This is a genomic window from Streptococcus mitis, from assembly GCF_003942775.1.
Taxonomy (GTDB): domain Bacteria; phylum Bacillota; class Bacilli; order Lactobacillales; family Streptococcaceae; genus Streptococcus; species Streptococcus mitis_CN.
Window position 1 is genome coordinate 261,666 of sequence record NZ_RJNX01000001.1, and the last position, 20,453, is coordinate 282,118.

General features: G+C 38.1%; 21 protein-coding genes, 2 tRNA genes and 1 pseudogene. 1 reads left to right on the plus strand and 23 read right to left on the minus strand.

All coding sequences use genetic code 11. The annotated features are described in order from the left end of the window. Window positions 1-76 precede the first annotated feature (76 nt). The 6 genes from D8848_RS01350 to D8848_RS01375 all read right to left on the minus strand — a co-directional run bounded on the left by D8848_RS01350 (window position 77) and on the right by D8848_RS01375 (window position 3,968). Window positions 77-871, minus strand: coding sequence for a DUF6287 domain-containing protein (locus D8848_RS01350; RefSeq protein WP_185756832.1), 795 nt, complete (start codon window positions 869-871; stop codon window positions 77-79). Between the two features lie 40 nt (window positions 872-911). Further along, a complete protein-coding gene (locus D8848_RS01355) occupies window positions 912-1,634 on the minus strand; it encodes a hypothetical protein (RefSeq protein ID WP_125442895.1) in 723 nt (240 codons plus the stop codon). A 114-nt stretch (window positions 1,635-1,748) separates the two neighbouring features. Then, a complete protein-coding gene (locus D8848_RS10840) occupies window positions 1,749-1,973 on the minus strand; it encodes a hypothetical protein (RefSeq protein ID WP_084888575.1) in 225 nt (74 codons plus the stop codon). 85 nt (window positions 1,974-2,058) lie between these two features. Next, entirely contained in the window at window positions 2,059-2,601 is a 543-nt protein-coding gene (locus D8848_RS01365) for a DUF3592 domain-containing protein (protein WP_084888577.1), read from the minus strand. A gap of 14 nt (window positions 2,602-2,615) precedes the next feature. Further along, a complete protein-coding gene (locus tag D8848_RS01370; RefSeq protein ID WP_125393062.1) occupies window positions 2,616-3,137 on the minus strand; it encodes a hypothetical protein in 522 nt (173 codons plus the stop codon). A 33-nt stretch (window positions 3,138-3,170) separates the two neighbouring features. After that, the gene (locus tag D8848_RS01375) at window positions 3,171-3,968 is read right to left on the minus strand and encodes a hypothetical protein (protein ID WP_084888581.1); all 798 of its coding nucleotides are present in this window, start codon (window positions 3,966-3,968) and stop codon (window positions 3,171-3,173) included. A gap of 430 nt (window positions 3,969-4,398) precedes the next feature. On the opposite strand from D8848_RS01375, the pseudogene D8848_RS01385 reads away from it, so the two are divergent. Beyond that, a pseudogene (locus D8848_RS01385) lies at window positions 4,399-5,018 on the plus strand (IS3 family transposase); the annotation flags it as partial. 25 nt (window positions 5,019-5,043) lie between these two features. Here D8848_RS01385 and D8848_RS01390 read toward each other — a convergent pair. From D8848_RS01390 to codY, 17 genes are all read right to left on the minus strand, one after another. Then, window positions 5,044-6,006: a hypothetical protein gene (locus tag D8848_RS01390; protein ID WP_260467287.1), complete on the minus strand. Its 963-nt coding sequence runs from the start codon at window positions 6,004-6,006 to the stop codon at window positions 5,044-5,046. A gap of 60 nt (window positions 6,007-6,066) precedes the next feature. Continuing rightward, window positions 6,067-6,729 (minus strand): DUF443 domain-containing protein, encoded by a 663-nt coding sequence (locus D8848_RS01395; RefSeq protein ID WP_125442896.1) that lies wholly within the window; start codon window positions 6,727-6,729, stop codon window positions 6,067-6,069. 101 nt (window positions 6,730-6,830) lie between these two features. Continuing rightward, the gene (locus D8848_RS01400; RefSeq protein ID WP_125442897.1) at window positions 6,831-7,496 is read right to left on the minus strand and encodes a hypothetical protein; all 666 of its coding nucleotides are present in this window, start codon (window positions 7,494-7,496) and stop codon (window positions 6,831-6,833) included. A gap of 388 nt (window positions 7,497-7,884) precedes the next feature. Continuing rightward, a tRNA-Thr gene (locus tag D8848_RS01405) sits at window positions 7,885-7,957 on the minus strand. A gap of 100 nt (window positions 7,958-8,057) precedes the next feature. Then, window positions 8,058-8,843 carry an ABC transporter permease gene (locus tag D8848_RS01410; RefSeq protein WP_125442898.1) on the minus strand — a complete coding sequence of 262 codons (786 nt, stop codon included), beginning with the start codon at window positions 8,841-8,843 and terminating at the stop codon, window positions 8,058-8,060. Between the two features lies 1 nt (window position 8,844). Continuing rightward, entirely contained in the window at window positions 8,845-9,663 is an 819-nt protein-coding gene (locus D8848_RS01415) for an ABC transporter permease (protein ID WP_049524158.1), read from the minus strand. 1 nt (window position 9,664) lies between these two features. Then, a complete protein-coding gene (locus D8848_RS01420; RefSeq protein WP_125442899.1) occupies window positions 9,665-10,657 on the minus strand; it encodes an ABC transporter ATP-binding protein in 993 nt (330 codons plus the stop codon). Window positions 10,658-11,022: 365 nt separating this feature from the next. Next, window positions 11,023-11,955 carry an alpha/beta fold hydrolase gene (locus D8848_RS01430; protein WP_185756833.1) on the minus strand — a complete coding sequence of 311 codons (933 nt, stop codon included), beginning with the start codon at window positions 11,953-11,955 and terminating at the stop codon, window positions 11,023-11,025. 116 nt (window positions 11,956-12,071) lie between these two features. Further along, window positions 12,072-12,953: a class II fructose-bisphosphate aldolase gene (locus D8848_RS01435; protein ID WP_001018999.1), complete on the minus strand. Its 882-nt coding sequence runs from the start codon at window positions 12,951-12,953 to the stop codon at window positions 12,072-12,074. Between the two features lie 140 nt (window positions 12,954-13,093). Further along, entirely contained in the window at window positions 13,094-14,422 is a 1,329-nt protein-coding gene (gene vncS / locus D8848_RS01440) for a sensor histidine kinase VncS (protein ID WP_125442902.1), read from the minus strand. Next, window positions 14,419-15,075 (minus strand): response regulator transcription factor VncR, encoded by a 657-nt coding sequence (gene vncR / locus D8848_RS01445; protein WP_125442903.1) that lies wholly within the window; start codon window positions 15,073-15,075, stop codon window positions 14,419-14,421. Before vncR ends, vncS begins: the two co-directional genes overlap by 4 nt. A gap of 141 nt (window positions 15,076-15,216) precedes the next feature. Beyond that, window positions 15,217-16,596 (minus strand): ABC transporter permease subunit Vex3, encoded by a 1,380-nt coding sequence (vex3, locus tag D8848_RS01450; protein WP_125442904.1) that lies wholly within the window; start codon window positions 16,594-16,596, stop codon window positions 15,217-15,219. 55 nt (window positions 16,597-16,651) lie between these two features. Then, a complete protein-coding gene (vex2, locus tag D8848_RS01455; protein WP_125442905.1) occupies window positions 16,652-17,299 on the minus strand; it encodes an ABC transporter ATP-binding subunit Vex2 in 648 nt (215 codons plus the stop codon). A gap of 12 nt (window positions 17,300-17,311) precedes the next feature. Continuing rightward, window positions 17,312-18,589 (minus strand): ABC transporter permease, encoded by a 1,278-nt coding sequence (locus D8848_RS01460; RefSeq protein WP_125442906.1) that lies wholly within the window; start codon window positions 18,587-18,589, stop codon window positions 17,312-17,314. 139 nt (window positions 18,590-18,728) lie between these two features. Beyond that, window positions 18,729-18,814, minus strand: a tRNA-Leu gene (locus D8848_RS01465). Between the two features lie 80 nt (window positions 18,815-18,894). Continuing rightward, on the minus strand, window positions 18,895-19,470 hold the full coding sequence (locus tag D8848_RS01470; RefSeq protein ID WP_049524703.1) for a cysteine hydrolase family protein: 576 nt from the start codon (window positions 19,468-19,470) through the stop codon (window positions 18,895-18,897). After that, a complete protein-coding gene (codY, locus tag D8848_RS01475; protein WP_000940738.1) occupies window positions 19,470-20,258 on the minus strand; it encodes a GTP-sensing pleiotropic transcriptional regulator CodY in 789 nt (262 codons plus the stop codon). The genes D8848_RS01470 and codY overlap by 1 nt, the downstream gene beginning before the upstream one ends. Window positions 20,259-20,453 lie beyond the last annotated feature (195 nt).

The window sequence follows — 20,453 nt, forward strand, 5'->3', positions numbered from 1 at the left end:
CAGCTTCTTCATTCTAGTGATTGCAACAGTATCTCTGAACTAAAACAATCGAAAGTTAGATTCTAAACTAGTTTTTCTAGTTCGTATTTTTCTTTTCCTTAGATTCTAGAGAAGTTTTGATTGCTTCGCGTTCAGCCTGTAGTTGAGCTAAATTCTTCCCCTCTTCCTCAAGTTTACTAGTATCTGGTTTAACACGATAATAAACATCTTCTGGTTTCATAAGCATACTAACATAACTTTGTCCAGCCACAAGTCTATCTTCAGCAGGATTTGACTTATCAGTAAATTTTCCATTCTCAGCGGACTCTAAGACAATACCGCTAGGTATTGCAACTACAATAAAACCTCCAGCAACTGAATCTTTTACCCAAGCACTAATAAAAACTGTTTCTGGATTTTGACTATTTTTTCCACCTGATGCTTTCAATTCGACAATAGATTCATTCTTTTGACCATTCGACAGCCAAGAGGAACGCATTTCCCCAGACTCATTAATAACATATTCATTACCGGAAGCTGTACGCCATGTACCTTTCAAACTAGATAAATCATTATTTCTTAGTGATTCAATATCCAGTTTCGGAACAGCAGTTTCTTCTTTTAGCTTGCTAACAAGTGCTTCTGCTTCAGTAATCTTGGTGTCTAAATCAGTCAGTTGATCCTTGAGTTTATGTATCTCCTCCTCTTTAACTTTGGTATCTTTATCGCTTTTAGCCTGACTTCTGCTATCTTTAACAGAAACCGTTGATGATACTTNCTTTGAATCTTTCTTTCCATTAAATCTAAATAAGAAGATCGATGCTACTATCAAGACGACTAAAACTGAAAGTATAACTCCCATCAGCATTTGAATTTTTCGAACTTTTTTCATTATTTTCTCCTTTTTTTACATACTCATTTATATTTGTTGGCTAAACTAATTCATCACTATCAGGGTGCTTTTTTACATAAATAGCTGCATAAATCGCATCTACCATAACAGCTGGTAGCGTCAAGGTCAACAAAATTCCCAATAAAACACCAAAAACAATCTGAATATAACCTGTTAGAAGGGCGGGAATGATTGTTGCCCCAGCAAAAGCTGTAGCAAAATTATTCCACCATGTTTTCTTTCTACTTCCTCCTTTTACTTGATTAAAGGCCCAGACTTTCCCTTGATTCTTTGGGATATAGTACCAAGCATAGAGGCCACAAGCAAAGATAAAAAGGAACATCATCAATATTACATAAAATGGAGTGAGAGGGGATTGATATATCTCCTTAGCTCCTATAGAACTACCGTCTGAAATAACTATTAGTAAACAAATAAAATTTGTAACTATCACTAAGCTTAACACTGTAAGGGCTATCAAATAATATGTTAAAGCCTTCCATGCGTTTACCAAATAGGGAATAAAAGAAATGATAATACCTAATATATTCACAACACCGCAAAACAAAGAAAGTCCTTTAAAGATGCCTAGATTGTCTTCATAAGTTCCACCCACATACAGAAAACCAGTTAATGCTAAAGCAATCCATGGATATAATTTAATATAACCTAAACTGACACCCTGTGTGATCAAAGGCCCGTGGTATCTTTCTCGTTGTCTACTAGTAATCATTGCTCTATTTTTTCTATTTTTCTTTACCATCAACTCCACTCCTATCGTTTGCAAGCCTTCACCAATTTCATATATATTTTATGAAGACATCCTTAGCTGCATCCGTTACAGATAAAGGATAACTCTTAAAATAAACTGGGATATCTATAAAACATTTCCAGCATATCCTCTATAAGCTCCTAACATGAAGGATATACTTTTTGACAAATCTGTTCGACTGATACATTTCCCAACCCACTCAATACATGCAGTAGATAAATTTTTAATCCTTAGTTCTCTTTTGTAAAAATAACGGAAAAAGAAAAATACAAATGAACAGAGTAATAAAAGTGCAAATAGCAACAAAAAATAAAGCTTCAAATCTGTCATATAGTTCTCCTACTTCATCTGAATATCTGATATACTTAGGTTCATTTCTTCTGCTACATCTATACAAACTTTTGACATCTATACCTCATCTCTTTAACAAATAAGCAAGTACTACAATAGCATAGGTCATGATTAACAATATAGCACTACCGATGCCAAACCATTTATAAAGCTTGTTAATCCCACAGTATCGTTCTACATAAGCCCTGTTTGGTTTTTCAGGATCATACCATACAGTCATCGTTGAATAGACTGGAAAATGCGTTCGCATTAAGTTATTAAACGATATAAAAGAATTACGATAAAAGGTTAGGGAATTTGCCAACATGTCCTCTCTTGTAAAGTTATCAGATGTTTTTACAGGCCCCCATGGAAGCGAAATCGTTTTGATTATAAAATACCGTAATGGCTTGCTATAAGTAGTTCCGTCAACCGTATATTCAACAATCGGAGGATTCCCAGCCTGAAAATTACTATAGCCCACAACCGTTCCCTTAACAGACGATTTGGCAAGACGTACCATCTTTTTATCCCGAAAATAAAGGTAGAGATATGTACCAGATAAAAAGATCAAAGATAAAAGGATGACGATGGTAGCAAATAAAAATAAAATGGTTTCTGTTGTCACATTCAACTCCTATCTTATTCTACGCTCTTCACATCAGAGATTGAAAGTGTCATCTTGGATGGATCTGACATCGAGTCAACACTTTCCATTTGTTCTGAGTTAAGTGGTAACAAAATTAATGTAGTTGTGTAAGAAGGTAACTCACCACTATCCTTGATAGTATAGCTAATCTTTTGATTCTCAAAAATAGTTTTGCCATCATAGGACCAGCTTAGTGAAAACTCCAAATCTTTTTTGATATCTACGTCAGTTTTATTGACGAGCATCAGTGCTGCCCTACCATCTGAGACTGCTCCTGTAAAGTAGATAGCCATATTTCCCTTACTACCTAGTTCGGGATGTTCCTTAGTCAATTTTTTTCCAAGTTCAATTAAATCCGACGTTTGACCTTCATATTGTGGTGCTACTACAAATTTCAATTCTTTCTCTTTATTTACAACTGTATCGCGTGTACTTTTCTCTGTTCCCCCTGCTTCCTTTCCATTAGAGCAACCTCCAAGTATTAACAATAAAATTATAACAAACAGCTTCTTCATTTTTTCTCCTTTTAATAAAAATTATACAAACCTTTATTTCTTTTTAGACTTCTTAACATGTTCCTTATACATTTTTGACTTCTTTCCATACCATTCTTCGATGGTATATCCATACTCTTCACGGTATTTCTCTTGATTTTTATTGACTGCATTCAAGTTTTCTAGCGTTACTACATTGGACTTGAAAAATGATACCAAAAATAGTCCTAATAAAATAGGTGAAATTGGCAACAAAGCAAGCAAGAGATACGCTAGGAAATGATTAAGCCCATGGGTAAAGAGATTGATGCCATACATCAACAACCATAAGAATAAAATAACATTTAAAAACTTTTTATAATACTCTGAGGAGAAATAATCCTTACTAGCACGCTGCTTTGTAACGAGAATATAAATAAGGTAAATCAGAGATAAGACAAATCCAATCCAGTAGACGATACGAACTGCTACTAGAGGGATTAGATACAAGGCGGCTATAAACAAACTATAATATAAAATTACGAGCAAAAATAATTGAAAAATCTGAGTCATTAAATAGGCTTTAATGCGATTTCTTTTCGTAATGATATAACAACAAATAAAATAACACCAACAAAACAAGAATAGAAAACCAAAGAAACTATCTGGGGGAATGAGACCTTTTTCAACTGATGTCAATTGCGTAACTAGTTCATGTCCAGCTTCACTAGCCATTCGAAATAGGTTTATCGGTAAAGATGTCCCAAGCATAATCATCAATGAAAAAAAAGGCGCTACAAAAATTATCTTTACTAAGTTTAATCTTCGAGTTGGATCGAGTGCATCATTAATATCTTTTTGTATCTTATCCATTTATTCTCTCCTATTATCCAAACAAGGATGAGGCAGCCTTCAGACCACCATTGAAAAAATCAGAAACATTCTTGCCCACACTTTTGACAGTCTCCAAGCCCTGGTGGATTCCTTTCCCGATAGATTCCACTCCTGATTCTACCACGTCTACAGCACCATAAGCTAAATTTTTAGCTTTGTCATAAACTGACTTTTTAAATTCTGGTGCAACAACAGAACCGATAAGATTAAGCGTTCCCCAAGCGAGCCCAACGATAGCCCCAATAGCTGTCTTCGAATTTTTGCCAAACAGAAAGAATGTCCTTCTCCATTATACCATATGAGAGATACCGTAAGAAGAGAAGATGAGAATAGCAAAAGAAAACCACCTGTAATGAACTGCACCCCAAAAATTAGACAGAAAAAATCTAACTTTTGGGGTGTTTTTATTATGAAATTAACTTATGATGATAAAGTTCAAATCTATGAACTTAGAAAGCAAGGCCAAAAATTCAAACAGCTTTTAAATAGATTTGGTGTGAATGCTTCTGGTCTAAAGTATATGTTAAAATTAATTGACCGTTATGAAATAGAAATCGTAAAAAAGGGGAAGAATCGTCACTATTTCCCGAAATTAAAACAATAAATAGTTAAGAAAGTTATGCTTGAAGGTTATTCACAAAAAAGTGTAGCCTTAGATTATGCTTTACCCGATCGTTCACTGTTGACAAATTGGCTAGCACAATACAAGAAAAACGGGGATACTATTGTTGAAAAAACAAGAGGGAGACCAGCTAAAATGGGAAGAAAACGGAAGAAACCTTGGGAAAAAATGACAGAACTAGAGCGACTTCAAGAGGAGAATGAATGCTTACGTACCAAGGTGGCCTACCTAAAAAAGTTAAAAGAATTGAAGGAAAGGGACGAAGCACTAGGGCGAGGAAGGCAGAAACAGATAGAGAAATGGTTTCAGGAGGATTTCGATTAGATTTACTTCTTGAAACAGCACGTTTAGCTCTCTCAACTTACTATTATCAGTTGAAGCAACTGGAAGTGTTTGATAAAGATAAAGCAAGCACAATAGCTTGCTTGATAGTTAAGGAATTAAAAATTGATTTTCATAGTCTTTTGGGAGCTTATAAGAAATTTCTCCATTACTATTACCAAATCGACTTTGATTAAAAATTGGAAATAGCTTGGAGTCGTACTCTGTTTTTATAGCAAAACGTTCATTTTCAAAACTAATAGTTGCAGCTACTAAGGGATCCTTAAAAACTGATTGTTCCCCTTGGGAATGCAAGCGAACGTCTATAGTAGCTACTTCTTCAGGATATTTTTCAAATCGAACATCAAAACGAATGTCGATACCTTCCGAAGGCATGTACATTTGATTGTTACTTACACTGATACTTTGAATCTTTCCTAATTTCTGTTCCAATTCTGGGTCGTTTCTATACAGGTCTGTTTGGATAGCTAGTTTGAAATTTTCCTCATGTTCTTGTAGCCATCTGTTAAGATTACGAATCATATTTTCTTTTTCAACTTTCCTGGAGGCATCCTTGCTCTTGCGATCAAGTTTATTCATAGTTTCAGTCAATTTATCTTGCTCTCGCTTCCAATCCCACGAGGGGTCACTTGATACCTCTACTACTGATAAGTACCATCTCCTCATAGTTTCAGGAGATTTATAAGGATTGGGTTTTATAAATGTAAAAGGACCTATACCAGCATCAGGAAAGTATAATTCTACTTTCATTGACTGCTTGCGATTATTATTAGCATAGGCTGTAAAGGAAATATGATAATTTCCACCTACATCTCCACCATTATCAAAGCCTCCCCTCGCAGAACCTGATAAAAGCGTCACTGACTTTATATATTGCCCTTGACTGTCTATGTCTGCAATAATTTCTCTCTTGATAGAATCTTTATGATCATGAATAAACTTACCAGTGTTCCCAATCGGTATCCTAATTAACAAATATGACAAACCAATAATAATAAAGGGAACGGAAATCGCAAGGAATATCCACTTGTTCGATTTTAATATTTTTAACATAATATCTCCTGTTGCTCATTAAAAATCCGTTATAGAATAGTATTTATGTATCTTTTTAACTTATAACTTCTCTACTCTATCAAAAATAATCTCTTGCTTTTCGTAACTTTCTCGGAGTGGTAACATACCTAAGATAACCGTAAAGAAACCCAAAAATAAAATACTGTTAACGATAAGGATAGATGCCTCTGTCCCATTATCAGTAAATATATAAAACCCCAAACATCCTATAACCATAACGAAAAGAATAGGCAGAAGTTTATACAGTTTCAACTGACGTTGTGGTCTTGCTAATTTGAAAACTATTTGATGCTTCGTTTCTTTACTTGAAAGCTTTTGTTGAAGATTATGACGAGCCACGAAAGCAATGAACCTGAAAGTAAGATAAGCTAGGACAATAAAGAGGAAAAATAATCCTAATTTAAAAGAAATATTATGGCTAATGTCATAACTCTTAACAGCATTCGTAACAATCCCATAACAAGCTCCACCTATTGCTACACCTATTCCAATACCAAGAGATTTGTTCATAGTTGGAGCTAAGCTCTCAAATCTCGTATCTCTTTTATCTAACTTTAAGCATTTAGCTGTGATTTCACTAGGAAGAGAACCCCAGAAATAAGTTTTAGGACTAATGCTAGTCATATCCAAAAGATATTTTTCACCTTTAAATTCTACAATTTTATGAAAAGTTTTATTTGTTTCTTTAAATTTTAATTCCACATTTACCACCCAAACACTTTCTGAATTGATTTAATACCTTAGTCAATGTCGTTTCCGATATCGTTTATGCTCTTTTCGATTTCATTCATAAACTACCATCCCTATTGTTTAAATATTCTTAAATCTATTTGAATTGACTTATCCATCGATTTCATTTGTATAGAAATCCGATAAATACTTCCACTGGAGTGTTTGATTCTTACTCGACAATTGGTGTCTTCTGGAAAATCATACTTGTTTTTTAAAGTTTTAAAGAGTTCAGAATGATTCTCTGGCTGGTAAATAATTTCAAAAAGCTCTGTTTCCGGACTCTTAAAAGTCTCTTTTACATCTAAAGAAGCGAAATATTCTCTTTTAACAACTAAATTGAGAATTTCCTCATCAAACAAAGGTTCTAACTTCGATTCGTACTGTAATCTCCCATTAGAGTAAGTAACAGGAACTGTTTCTTTAGTATCCCCAAGTGTTATTGTGTAATTACCTTTAATGTCCGCTATAGTAGTATCTAAATTAACTTCATAATTCTTTACGTCGTCTCCAACTGTTACATAAACACTACTTTGATAAGCTTCTAACCCATTAAACTCTTTCTTGTCTTTTTCCAAGAATTCAAACATAGGCTCAAATTTTTTTTCAAATTCATACTGTTCTTTTGTTCTATTTTTTGGAATGGTTTCACCACCCAAACTACATCCATTTAGAGCAAAAAGTGCTAAGAGCATTAACATTACACTAACAACCAAAAATAAGCATTTATTTTTTTTCATCTCTTTCCTCCTGTATAGCGGAATCTAAGCTTATTATATCATGAATGTAAAAAAATTCTTGTCATGAACCGCCCCTTAAAAATTAAGCAAAAAATCTAATGCTTTTAATGACCGTACTTGAGCAGTATTTTGTTTGAAAAAAATTTTCTATAAAATTCCTTTTACACTATCTTTTCAATAATTCCTACAACAGGAATCAAAGAAATACCTACAAAATCTGATTCTAAGGGGCTATCCCATCTTTTTCATTCATTTAGACTAACTGCGATTGAATTACATCTTATTGCTTCTTTTTTCATCTAGTTTAACACTCTAGAGCTAGCTTCAAGGCATGTTCCTAACATCTAAAAAAGCCTGTCCTGAGACAAGGCTTTGAGTTTCTTCACTTTGCCGATTGCAGGGATTGAACCTGTGACCTAGGCTTTACGAGTGCCTTGCTCTACCAACTGAGCTAAATCGGCGATTACACTTACAGTATAGCACTCTTAGAATAGGTGTCAAGTAATTTCCATCTATATTAGAAAAAGCCTGTCCTGAGACAAGGCTTTGAGTTTCTTCATCTTAAGAGCCTGCACTTTCGTAGGAATCCAAGCCCTTGTCCCAGAGTTTCAAGGAAATACCTAAGAAGACTAGGGAAATTAACATCAAACCTCCGATGTTAAAGAACACATCCTTGTCCTGTAAGAAATAGCTAGCAGGATAATAGGCCGTAAAGGCAAATGGCACGATAAAGCTAATCAACCATCGAAGAAGCGAATTGTAAATAGAAATCGGGTACTTGGCAAAATCATTAAACATATAGAAAATGTAAATCATGGCGCCTGACTGCTTGGTCCAAAAAGCGATACTGGCTGTAGCAATTTTCAAGGAAGTATAAATCAAAGTCGCAAAAGGAATACAAACTAGGAAAAGCAGAAATTTGGGAAACGTCCAAGCAATGCTGGTCACTGTTGTTCCTAGTAGGATGCCACCGACCAAGAGTTCGCCCAAGGCATCAATCTGAAAGGTCTCAACTAGGATGTGAAAGAGAGGATTTATAGGACGAGTCAGATACTTGTCAAACTCGCCTTTTCTCACCAAGCGTTGCCCCAGTGCCCAGAGATTGTCAAAAAAGAGATGGTCCAGTCCCTTGGGAATCAAGGAAAAGCCATAGATAAAGGCGATTTTTTGAAAAGTCCAACCTTCTAGGGATGGAATATGTTGAAAGATGACATTAAGAAACAAGAGGTTCAGACCTTGTGTCAGGAAAACACCTAACACACCAACCACAAAATCCACCTTGTATTCCATGATTTGCTTGATATATTGTCTGATAAAAATCAGATGCATGCGTTGATATTTTTTCATACTAACCTCCTTGAATGGTGATAAAGGACTGGACTCGTTTCCAAATCAACTGAGACAAGCCCACCATCACTAAGAGCCAGAAAAACTGCAAAGCGAGCGCCTGAATCATCTGACTGGCATCGTATTTCCCAACAATGATCATGACCGGAGTATAAATCAAGGATGAAAAAGGCAAGAAGGACAGAATATCTGAAACAACCTTTGGAAAGAAAGCCAAGGGAATCAAACTTCCAGACATGAAAGCCACTATAGAAGTCTTAAGTAGGTTGGAACCCCAAAGATTTTTAAACACAAAGGCAGAAAATCCAAAGCAGATATTAAAGAAAAAGTTAATCAGATAGGCCAGGGTTAGGCTAAAGAGATAAAGGACAGTTAAACCCAACACTTCTACAATCCCTTGCCCAGATAAGATTTTCATTAACACTATGACACTTAAAAATGGAAGGCCAACAGAGATAAAAATCAACCACTTAGACCCAAGCTCAGTAAAGAGATAAGAGGCCGCAAAATGCACTGGTCGCAACAAACGCATGATAATGGAACCATCCTTGACCTCCTCCCCAATCATAAAGGAGCTATCTGACCTGGTCAAAAGATTAGTCACAAAACTCATGATGATGTAGAGGGTGATATCTGCCATACTAAAGCCCTGAATCAAAGACTCTTGTGAGGAATCAAAGACAGCCTTCCAGAGATAAAAAGCCACAAAAGCCCCCATAACATCCCCAATCCGATAAAGAATAAAGTTGACTCGATAGGTAATCAACTCCTGAACACCTGCATTGATAAAGGGTTTATAACGTCTCCACAATTTGACCATCTTAGAGCTCCTTCCGATAGAAGCGACGGATAATATCCTCGATATCCGTATCCACCATCTTCAAATCGCGGATTTCAAAATCAGACAGGGTTTGCTTGATAATATCAGCTGACTGGTAGCGAGAACTATCAAATTCAATGTTGAGACTATTTCCTTGTCTATCAATTGTCATATCCGAAAAGCCTTCATAGTGAGAGACGAGATGACTTTGACCTGACACCAGTTCAAAGGAGAGCGTCTTCATCTTACCAAAGGTCTCCTTGAGTTGGCTCACCGTTCCATCAAAAATCTCTTGCCCCTTGTCAATCATAAAAATCCGATCACAAAGTTGCTCAATATCACTCAGATCGTGAGTGGTCAAGAGAATGGTGGTTTCTTCCTCCTGATTAATCTGAGTAATAGCCCGACGAATGTTATCCTTGACCGAAACATCCAAACCAATGGTCGGCTCATCTAAAAAGAGAACCTTGGGATTGTGAAGCAAAGAAGCCGCAATATCCGCCCGCATGCGCTGTCCCAATGAAAGAGTCCGCACGGGATCCTTGATAAAATCCTTCAAATCCAAGACTTCATTCAAAAAGTCCATGCGCTTATGGAAGAGCGAATCTGGCACATCGTAAATCTCTTTTAAGACCGTGTAGGTTTCTTGCAGAGCCAAATCCCACCATAGCTGGGTACGTTGTCCAAAAACAACCCCAATATCCTTGACATAATCTTGGCGATTATCCTGCGGAATCTTGCCGTTAATCCGACAAAAACCAGATGTCGGTTTTAAAATCCCTGTCAGCATTTTAATGGTTGTCGACTTCCCAGCACCATTAGCCCCGATAAATCCTAAAATTTGTCCTTTTGGGACCTCAAAGGTCAAATCTTTGACCGCTTCAAAAGTCTGTTTTTCAGGATGAATAAAGGAGCGTAATGCCCCCTTCAATCCCGGTTCCTTAACAGTCTTCACAAAATTTTTCTGAAGATGTTCCACTTCTATCATTGCCATAAATCTCTCCCTATAGCAAGGAATAGCAACATTGTATTTTTGACTACTAACATTCTAAATCCTTACTTTCTAAACCTTCTACATTTTATTACTACAAAAGGCTTTATACCAACCTATTATAATCCAATAAAAAATAGAATGCAAGCGTTTGCCTAAAGTTTATGAAATTAGAGATTCCTCTCTTAAAATAATAGTTTGAATCAAAAATTCTGGTTTGATAGTTTCCTTAAAACACTAAAAAAAACCACCCAATGGGCAGGTTGGTGGTTAAGAAAAAAATTTTTTTAATCGAAAAAACTCACGATTCTACTGTTAATCCTTCAGCATTTAATTATTGTCATCAGTCTAAAATGATTTCTACCCCCTCAATTACTCTTTAAAAAATCTTCAATACGAGAAACAACCTCATGATTTTGATAATGATAGAGGTCATGTGGTACATCCATATAGATGACTTGAACATTAGACTGGTCGCTTGCAAATCTCTCTGCATAACGTTGCCACTCAAATTGGCTAAAGCTAGTACCATCACCATTAGAAACCATTAGTAAGGCCGGAATTTTCGGATTAATGTTTGAAGGAACTCTCTTGGCATTTTCCTTTACCGTTTGGGATTCATGAAGCATGGCTTGTGACATCAACTGCTTATATGCTAGTAATTTATATTGTTGTCGTTCAGTTTCAGTCAGAGTTGGATTTTTTATATAAAAGGACTCAGGGAAATAGCGTAATAAGCCAATCTTACTGCTCCAATAGGCCACAGTAAGCAAGGCCTGATTGTCCTTTAAATTCTCATAACTAGCTGGCAGTGCCCAATCTAACCCAACCAAGGTTTTCACTTCATCAGGATATTTTTCCTGCCAAGCTAAACTCTCAAGACTAGCCATGGAATGAGACAAAATGATAAAAGGACCTTTGACATTAGCTTGCGAAAGAGCTTGACGCGTCTCAGACAAAACCTCCATCACATCTCTTGAATGATTGCTATCATCACTATAACCATACCCTGCTCTCTCCACGATGACTACCTTATACCGTTTCGATAAGGATTCCGATACTTCTTTAAAGTCCAATATAGGAGAAGCAATACCAGCACCTGAGAGAACTACTATAGTCTCAGGACCATCCCCTTCAACGTAAACATTTATTTGATGACCATCGACGAGAACTTGTTGTCCCATAGGTGTCAGTGAGGCTTGTTCTTTTTCCAAACTAATACGATGAAAGATGAATGTAGCCGCCAGAAACAAAAGAATGAAACTAAGAAAGGCAAGACTACATTGTTTTAGTTTTTTCATAGCATTATTGTACAAAAAATAGAACCTTTTAGCAACTTAATATTGGTTCTTCTACAATATATTCACACTAAAAAACCCACCCAATGGGCAGGTTTTATCTGTATTATTCAGCTAGATTAAGCTTTACCTTCTGAACCGAATACGTCAATACGTTCTTCAACTGATGCTTGGATAGCTTTTACACCGTCAGCCAAGAATTTACGTGGGTCGAAGAGTTTCTTCTTGTCGTATTCTGCTTCGTTTGCTTCGTAGTCACGAGCAAATTTACGAGTTGCGTTAGCGAATGCGATTTGGCATTCAGTGTTAACGTTAACTTTCGCAACACCAAGTTTGATAGCTGCTTGAATTTGCTCATCAGGGATACCTGATCCACCGTGCAATACGATTGGGAATCCTGGAAGAGCTTCTGTCAATTTTTGCAAGTGGTCAAGGTCAAGACCTTCCCAGTTTGCTGGGTAAGGACCGTGGATGTTACCGATACCAGCTGCCAAGAAGTCGATACCAGTTGCAACCATTGCTTTAGCGTCTTCGATTGGAGCCAATTCACCTTTACCGATGATTCCGTCTTCTTCACCACCGATAGTACCAACTTCAGCTTCTACTGAGATACCTTTAGCGTGTGCTTTTTCAACAACTTCTTTAGCCAATTTAAGGTTTTCTTCAACTGGAAGGTGTGAACCATCAAACATGATTGAAGTGTAACCAACTTCGATACACTCAAGTGCATCTTCGTAGTGACCGTGGTCAAGGTGGATAGCTACTGGTACAGTGATACCCATTGATTCAACAAGGTTAGCGATCAAGTTGCGAGCAACTTTGTAACCACCCATGTATTTAGCAGCACCCATTGAAGTTTGGATCAAAACTGGAGCTTTTTTAGCTTCTGCTGCGCGCAAGATAGCTTGAGTCCACTCAAGGTTGTTTGTGTTAAATCCACCAACTGCATAACCGTTGTCACGAGCTGCTTGGACAAATTTTTCTGCTGAAACGATTGCCATTTTATCAGGCCTCCTGTATATTTTTATGGGTCATCCCATTTACATTGTTCATTTTATCACTTTTTGACAAAAAAATCTAGTTTTTCCCGCAGTTTCGATTGAATTTCTTCTAGCTTCATCTATGTAAACCCTTTCTATCCCTAGTCTTGGGCGACTTTTGGAAAAGCTATGAAGAAGGTTAAACGATTATCCTCCATCTCGAAACGATAAGCTAATTTTTCATGTTCCAATAGACTCTTGACCACAAAGAGCCCCATACCAGATCCCTTAGCTTTGCGACTAGCATTATCAGAAAAAGATTGGGCCAGTTTTTCTTGTTCTTCTGAGCTACAGCTATTTTCTATAAAAAGTTCACCTTCTCTTTCTCCAATTCGAACTAAGCCACCTGGAACAGAGTGCTTAATGGCATTGCTGATGAGATTAGACAGGATTAACTTCATAACTGATGGGTTTAGATAAGCCTGCTGGTGAGTCAAACTATTGTCTATCTGGAGATCTCTTTCCTTGGCTAGCAAGGCATAATCCTTGACTAGAGTTTGCGTCATCTGGTATAGGTCAATTTCTTCCCTATCATCTCTTAATTCCTGCACAGACGAGAGAGAAAGTATCTGGAGAACGTGGTGATTGAGCTCATCCACAATCCCCAAGGCAACTCCTAGATAGTGGTCTCTATCCTTATAACGACCGATATTCTCTTTCATATTTTCGATCAGGATTTTCAAACTAGCCAGTGGAGTTTTCAATTCATGAGAAGCACCACGTAGGAATTCGACCTTCATCTTTTCCAGCTGGAGAATGGCTTCATTCTTGTCATGCAAGTCCGCAATGACAGTCAAAAGATGCTGGTAGAGGCTATTGATTTGTTCCTTAAGATCACCTATCTCATCCTTGGAATCCACGCGCAAACGTACTTGAGCATCCAAATCCATCATCCGACGGGTCACTCGCTTGATTTCCAATATCGGAGCAACAATTGTCCGAGCATAGATATAGGCCACCAAGAGGGAAATCAGAAAGGATGCCAGCAGGGTATAGGGAAGAAATTGGAGACTGATTTGCTCTGCTTCCTTTTGCAAATCCATGGAAACTAGAAACTGGAGAGTCATAGTACCACCGTCTTGCGTTGTCACCTCACGCTCCTCAATAAAGAGAGAGGTGGTCTGGCGGTCTGTGTCCAGAGGAAGACTGTCCTTGACTTCTAACTTGTCCTCGGTCATCTCACCCTTAACGGACCCCTTGATATCACTAGTCTGGGAATACAAGTCTAAGACTTGCTCGATGCTCTGCCTATCCTTACCTTCTAGGGACTGGGCAATGGCTGTCGCTTTCTGACCAATGGTTTCCTGACGGTGGCTCAGATAAGTCGAAGGAAAAAGAAAATAAATAGCTAAATGAAGGCAGATAACCAGAACACTAAAAATCGAGAAGGTGTAGATAAATATCTTTGTAAATAAACCTGTTCGTTTCATTTTCGCTCCAATTTATAACCAACATTGCGCACAGTGAGGATGCAGTCCAAGCCTAGCTTTTTCCGCAGTTCCTTGATATAAACATCAATGACACGGTCAAAGGGAACCTCATCTGTCGCTTTCCAGACGGCATCAATAATCTGAGAACGAGTCAAGGCCCGTCCTTCATTTTTCACCAGGTAGTCCAGAATTTCTAACTCTTTGGCATTGATAGCCACTTCTTGACCTGCTAGGCTGGCACTGTAGCTCTCAAAATCCACCCTGGCATCTTTATAGGAGAAGATTCGTCCTGTATCATAATAGCGCTTGAAAATCGCGTCCACTCTCACTTTTAAGAGGGAGAGGGAGAAGGGTTTTTCCAGATAGCCATCTGCCAGAGAGGCAAAGGCACTCATTTTGTATTCCTCATCTTGAAAGGCTGTCAACATCAAGACAGGAACCTGACTGCTTTTACGAATCTCAGCTAGGACTTCCAGACCATTGAGCTTGGGCATCTGGATATCTAGTAAAACTAAGGCCACCTCATAGCTGGAAAATTTTTCTAAGGCTTCCTCACCGTCCGTTGCTTCAATGGTTTCATAACCACAATCCGTCAAATAGTCACTGACCCCCTCACGGATCATCTCTTCATCTTCTACAATTAATATTTTCATAGAAAAACGTTTCACATTCCTTTAAATTTCTTGTAAATCATCTCAATTTCATCTTGAAAGAAAGAGGCCTTATCAAGATAAAATAGATAAAAATGCTACCTATATTATACCCCATTTAGGAGAGAATAGGTAGCAAGTTTGTTATTCACTATCCAGCAGAAGTTCTTTTGGTTGTTTTCTAAGGAGATTGCTTGAAGCAAGCGCCATAACGAGAACCACTAGAACCAAGGCAAGGACAAAGACGATGATAAAATCCGATGTCTGAATGGAAATATCTAGGCTCGACAAGGTCTTGCTAAAGCCATCTACTTCTGCACCACCACCAAGGTTAGAGGCTTGAGCCGCCTTGCTGGCTTGCTTGGCAACACCTGAAGTGACATTGGCAAGAACAGTATTTCCGATTGTACGCGCTGTGTAAGTAGCTAAGAAGTAAGCAGAAACAAGAGCAGGGATGGCAATCAAGATGGATTCAGTGATGAATTGACCCAAGATACTTGCCTGCTTGAGACCAATAGAGAGGAGAATACCCACTTCCTTGCGACGGGCATTGATCCAAAGGCTGAGCAAGAGGGCAAGGAGAAGAACTGAGAAACTCAAGCTACCCCAGAAGAGGAGATTGGCCATCTTGTACATACCAGAGATGGATTGCTCAAGAGCTGGGTAGTTAGAGGAGCTCTTAACGAGTGTATAGCTCTTCCAGTTGATACCACTGATGCCATTCAACTCTTTCATGACGTCATCCAAGTTCTTGTCCGCTGTCACAAAGAAGGTTGCGTCCCCATAAATAGCTGTGTCTTCTGTGTATCCATAAAGTTTTGCAGCAGTGTGAATGTCTGTGATAGCTGTATTTTCATAGAGTTCTTGTGAGTAGGTTACTGCTGACTTATTATGACCATCAAAGAGTCCCTTGATTGTCACTTCGACTGTTTCCTTGGCTCCTTTTTCATTGTCTGCATCGTAGATATTAGAGTCTAGTTTGACCTTGTCCCCTACTTTCCAGCCGTGTTTGGCTGCCAAGTCCTTGTGCAGGAGGATCTTGTCCTTGTCGTCGTTTGTTAGGTGCTCACCTTCGACCAGCTTATAAGAACCAGAGACAAACTTATCTTCTTTAGAGGAGTCATTGACACCTGTAATCATCAAGCTACTTCCAAAATGTTTGGCACGGTCAGGAGTCAGATTTTTCTTGGTTTCTGGTGTTTCGATGAGTTCATAGCCAGTCAAATCTCCGATAGCGTTAATGCGTTTCACATAAGACTCGATGGCCTTGTTTTCGGTGATTTTTTTGATGTCTTCACCTTTAATATTCCCAGCACCACGTGGCGTTCCTTGATTGACGCGACGATTGATTTGCATGGAGAAGCTGTTGGTGATATTTTTAAAGGTCTCCTGAGAAGCCTTGGCAGTAGCTCCCTTGATTGACAAGCCAACCAAACTCAAGCTCGCCATGAGGAGAATAATCAGGAAGATGACAATCGATTTGAAAAACTTCCTTGTAACATAGGCAAATGCGTTGTGTAACATAGGTTCCCTTTCTAGATTTTGTTCTATTTTATAGTTCTAACAGAAAAAGTTCATATTATTTCGTAGTATTGCGAGTTTCAGTTAGTTTCTTGTTCTTCAACTCAAGTGTAATATCTGACGCTTGTGCCACTTCTTTGCTGTGAGTTACGACGATGACACATTTACCTGTTTTCTGGGCAAGTGATTTGAGCAGTTCGATAATATCTCCAGCAGTTTTAGGGTCCAGATTTCCCGTTGGCTCATCCGCTAGAATAACTGGAGCTTCTGATACCAAACTACGAGCAATGGCAACACGTTGCTGTTGACCCCCTGATAACTGGAGAACATTCCGCTTGATCTGACTTTCATCCAGACCAAGTTCAAGAAGTGTATCCTTACTTGCCTTTTTATTGACCAAGCGGATATTTTCCAGTGGAGAAAGATAATCTATCAAGTTATAATTTTGAAAGACCAGGGAAATATGGTGCATGCGATGGTAAGAATAGCCCTTCTTACGAATGTCCTCTCCTTGAAAAAGGATAGAACCTTCAACAGGACTATCTAGACCAGCAAGTAGGGACAAGAGTGTGGATTTTCCTGCTCCTGACTCACCAATAATAGTATAAAATTTCCCAAGTTCAAAATTATAATTGATCTGATATAAAACCGCCTCAGCAGTGTTCTTATAACGGTAGGTAACATCTTGTAATTGTAATAAAGTCATGATTTCTCCTTCTTAACTAATAGATGATAAAATTTCTTTCGGCGATTTTCTAAATAAGAATAGGAAACAAAGGGCTACAGACAAGCAACCAATCAAGAGCAGAAAGACATAGGATTCTGCAAAAGATAATAAACTACTTGATAGACCACTTGCTTTGGCTAGCGTGTCTTGTAAGACTGCTTGATCTCCACTTGCTAGTAGAGTTTGGAGTAGGTAGGATGTGATTGTGTTTTCTGCAGCAAATGCTGGAAGCAAAGCACCGAGAGATACCAAAACTACCTCTAAACAGAACTGTAGGAAGATCGAGCTCTTGCCTTTTCCAAGTGCCAGTAAAATTCCCACTTCGTAGACCCTTTCTCTCAACCAGAGAGACAAAACCAGAATTAAGGCCCCTGCTCCTGCTATCAACATCCCATAAAGGAAGATGGTCAGAAAGGTTTGGAAGGTTGCAACTGAATCCTTGATTTGTTCAAAGGCCTTATTTTCCTTCTCAACTTGGTAACCTTGATTTTCTAAGGACAAGTTTTCCACCTGCTCCATGAGTTCGTCCATTTCCTTAGGATTTTCTACATAGAAGCGAGCTGCACTGACTAGAGATTCACCATTTCCCAAAAGACTTTGGCTACTTTCATAGTCTGTAAAGACCTGGTTTTCACTGAAGTCAGAAGACAAGCCTGTGAATTTCTCTTGTTTTTTACCAGAAAAGATGCCAACAATCTCAAACTCTACTGTTTGCCCTTTTCCAGATTCTGACTGTCCAGCATCTAAGACAATCTTGTCATGAAGCGAAAGACTATTCTTCTTAGCCAGCACTTCGTGAATGATGATTTTCTTTGCATCCCCTTTTTGAAGGTGTCGCCCTTCTTTTAGATTGAAAGCCGAGCTGGTAAAGGTCACATCCTTGGATGAATCCTCAAGAGCTGTTAAGCTAACCAAGTTCTTGTCCGCAGCTGACAAATCATCACGCTCCACGCTCTGCTCGCCACTCACTGCTTCCTTGTCTTTTAGTTTTGCAATCGTCTCCAGTTCAGGAGAAACAGTTTCCAGTCCCTTAATCTTGCTGACAGATGCTAGATCTGACAACTTGAAAGTCTGACCATTTTCTATCTTCTTAATAGAAAAAGATGTGTTGAGTGATTTGTAAAGATTGGTTTCAACTGTTTTGTTGGACTTCATCAGCGTCAAACAGGCTGAAATTCCAGCCAATAGGACAAACAAAATCAGAAATAAAATAAAACTTCTCAGTCGTTTTCTGCTGACATAAGCCCAAGCTCTTTGGATTGGATTCATTTGTCACCTCCATATTTGTAAGACTATTATAAAACCCAAATATGAAATGTTTATGAAATACAAAAAAAGAGCAAAATTTTTTTGCTCTACTTGAATTAGATGAAAACAAAAGAGCTAGCCTAAGCTAACTCTTATCCTATGCGGAGAGAGGGACTTGAACCCTCACGACCTAAAGCGGTCACAGGATCCTTAGTCCTGCGCGTCTGCCAATTCCGCCATCCCCGCGTCGATTACTTTACTAGTATATCAACTTTTAGGATGCTTGTCAACACTTTTTTTCAATTTTTTTCATTTCATCAACCAAATTACTCAGAAATTTCATTTAGATTTTCATCTACTAACTTAGCTCCAAGTGTATTTTTGAAATGTCCAAGGGCAAATTGGTGATTTTCAGGCCAGATGGAAGCAACAGCTGGTTTAACAATCTCGATGTCATATCCTAGATTATAAGCATCTATAGCTGTATGCAGGACACAGATATCCGTCAAAACTCCGGTTAAAATAACTGTAGAAATTCGACGCTCTCTCAAACGGATATCCAGGTCAGTCCCTGAAAAAGCTGAGTAATGGCGTTTATCCATCCAAAAGATACGACTGTCTGAACCATGCTCTTGATAAAAGGTCCCCAAATCTCCGTATAAATTCCGTCCACTAGTCCCAATCAAATTGTGAGGAGGAAACAACTTGCTTTCTGGATGGAAACAATCGTTTTCTTCGTGAGCATCGATGGTAAAGAAGATATAATCTCCGCGTTCAAAAGCTAATCGAGTCACCTTGCTAATAGCTTCCGAAATCGCCTGAGCTGGAGCACCTGCTGTCAATTTTCCACTATCTGCAACAAAATCTTCTGTATAATCAATCGAAATCAAAGCCTTAGTCATTAGTAATCTCTTTTCTTCACTTCTTCAAAAATATCTGAAATCAAGACCTTAAGATAGGTTCCCTTCATTCCAAGTGAGCGACTTTCAATAATTCCTGCAGATTCAAGTTTACGAAGGGCATTGACAATCACAGAACGGGTGATTCCGATGCGGTCTGCAATTACAGACGCAGTCAACTGCCCTTCATTTCCATTTAATTCCCCTAAAATTGCTGAAACAGCACGGAGTTCGGAATAAGAAAGGGTATTAACCGCCATGGTAACAGCAGTACGGCGGCGGATATTTTTCTCATCTTCTTCACGTTGGAAATTAAGGAGTTGAATCCCAACAACGGTACTCGCAATCTCAACAAGAATCAAGTCCTCGTCTTCGAATTTTTTATCATTGCGCCAAATAATCAAAGAACCAAGGCGAATCCCTGATACATGAATCGGTGCAATAGTCGTCAAACCATCTGGAAAGTCAGCACGACTTTCCACAGGGAAAATACTTAAATCATGATCAACTGTCAGATTGGCTTCTGTATCGTAAATCATGTTCGCACCTTGAATGTAGTCATCCGGGAAAATTTTAGTTTGGAAGAATTGCTCTACACGATCTGTATTGGTTTTGTAACGCATAAAATAGCCAAGGAGACGTCCCTTGCTATTAACGATACAGGCGTTACAGTCAATAATATCTGCCAATTGACGGGTAATCGCATTGTAGGGGAGTTCTTCCTGCAACTGCTCCTCTGAGCGCTTCAGGATAGAAGTAATTTTTCTAGTTTTTTCTAATAAATGTGCCATTTTTCACCTCGAATTTAATCGCTATCATTATAACATAAACAGCTTGAATTTTCAATTATTATCTGAAAATTCCTTATTTAATTGCAATTTAAAAAAACAAGAATATTTTTAATTAAATTACTTCTTTTCTATTGACAAGCCCCCTATTTTTGTGTATCATAATATTACAAGAAGATAATATATCTATTTTATTTA

Coding starts and splice junctions, on each gene's coding strand:
- D8848_RS01355 (WP_125442895.1), bottom strand. CDS start 1,634: ATGGTAAAGAAAAATAGAAAAAATAGAGCAATGATTACTAGTAGACAA.
- D8848_RS10840 (WP_084888575.1), bottom strand. CDS start 1,973: ATGACAGATTTGAAGCTTTATTTTTTGTTGCTATTTGCACTTTTATTA.
- D8848_RS01370 (WP_125393062.1), bottom strand. CDS start 3,137: ATGAAGAAGCTGTTTGTTATAATTTTATTGTTAATACTTGGAGGTTGC.
- D8848_RS01375 (WP_084888581.1), bottom strand. CDS start 3,968: ATGGATAAGATACAAAAAGATATTAATGATGCACTCGATCCAACTCGA.
- D8848_RS01390 (WP_260467287.1), bottom strand. CDS start 6,006: ATGTTAAAAATATTAAAATCGAACAAGTGGATATTCCTTGCGATTTCC.
- D8848_RS01400 (WP_125442897.1), bottom strand. CDS start 7,496: ATGAAAAAAAATAAATGCTTATTTTTGGTTGTTAGTGTAATGTTAATG.
- D8848_RS01410 (WP_125442898.1), bottom strand. CDS start 8,843: ATGAAAAAATATCAACGCATGCATCTGATTTTTATCAGACAATATATC.
- D8848_RS01415 (WP_049524158.1), bottom strand. CDS start 9,663: ATGGTCAAATTGTGGAGACGTTATAAACCCTTTATCAATGCAGGTGTT.
- D8848_RS01420 (WP_125442899.1), bottom strand. CDS start 10,657: ATGGCAATGATAGAAGTGGAACATCTTCAGAAAAATTTTGTGAAGACT.
- D8848_RS01430 (WP_185756833.1), bottom strand. CDS start 11,955: ATGAAAAAACTAAAACAATGTAGTCTTGCCTTTCTTAGTTTCATTCTT.
- D8848_RS01435 (WP_001018999.1), bottom strand. CDS start 12,953: ATGGCAATCGTTTCAGCAGAAAAATTTGTCCAAGCAGCTCGTGACAAC.
- vncS (WP_125442902.1), bottom strand. CDS start 14,422: ATGAAACGAACAGGTTTATTTACAAAGATATTTATCTACACCTTCTCG.
- vncR (WP_125442903.1), bottom strand. CDS start 15,075: ATGAAAATATTAATTGTAGAAGATGAAGAGATGATCCGTGAGGGGGTC.
- vex3 (WP_125442904.1), bottom strand. CDS start 16,596: ATGTTACACAACGCATTTGCCTATGTTACAAGGAAGTTTTTCAAATCG.
- vex2 (WP_125442905.1), bottom strand. CDS start 17,299: ATGACTTTATTACAATTACAAGATGTTACCTACCGTTATAAGAACACT.
- D8848_RS01460 (WP_125442906.1), bottom strand. CDS start 18,589: ATGAATCCAATCCAAAGAGCTTGGGCTTATGTCAGCAGAAAACGACTG.
- D8848_RS01470 (WP_049524703.1), bottom strand. CDS start 19,470: ATGACTAAGGCTTTGATTTCGATTGATTATACAGAAGATTTTGTTGCA.
- codY (WP_000940738.1), bottom strand. CDS start 20,258: ATGGCACATTTATTAGAAAAAACTAGAAAAATTACTTCTATCCTGAAG.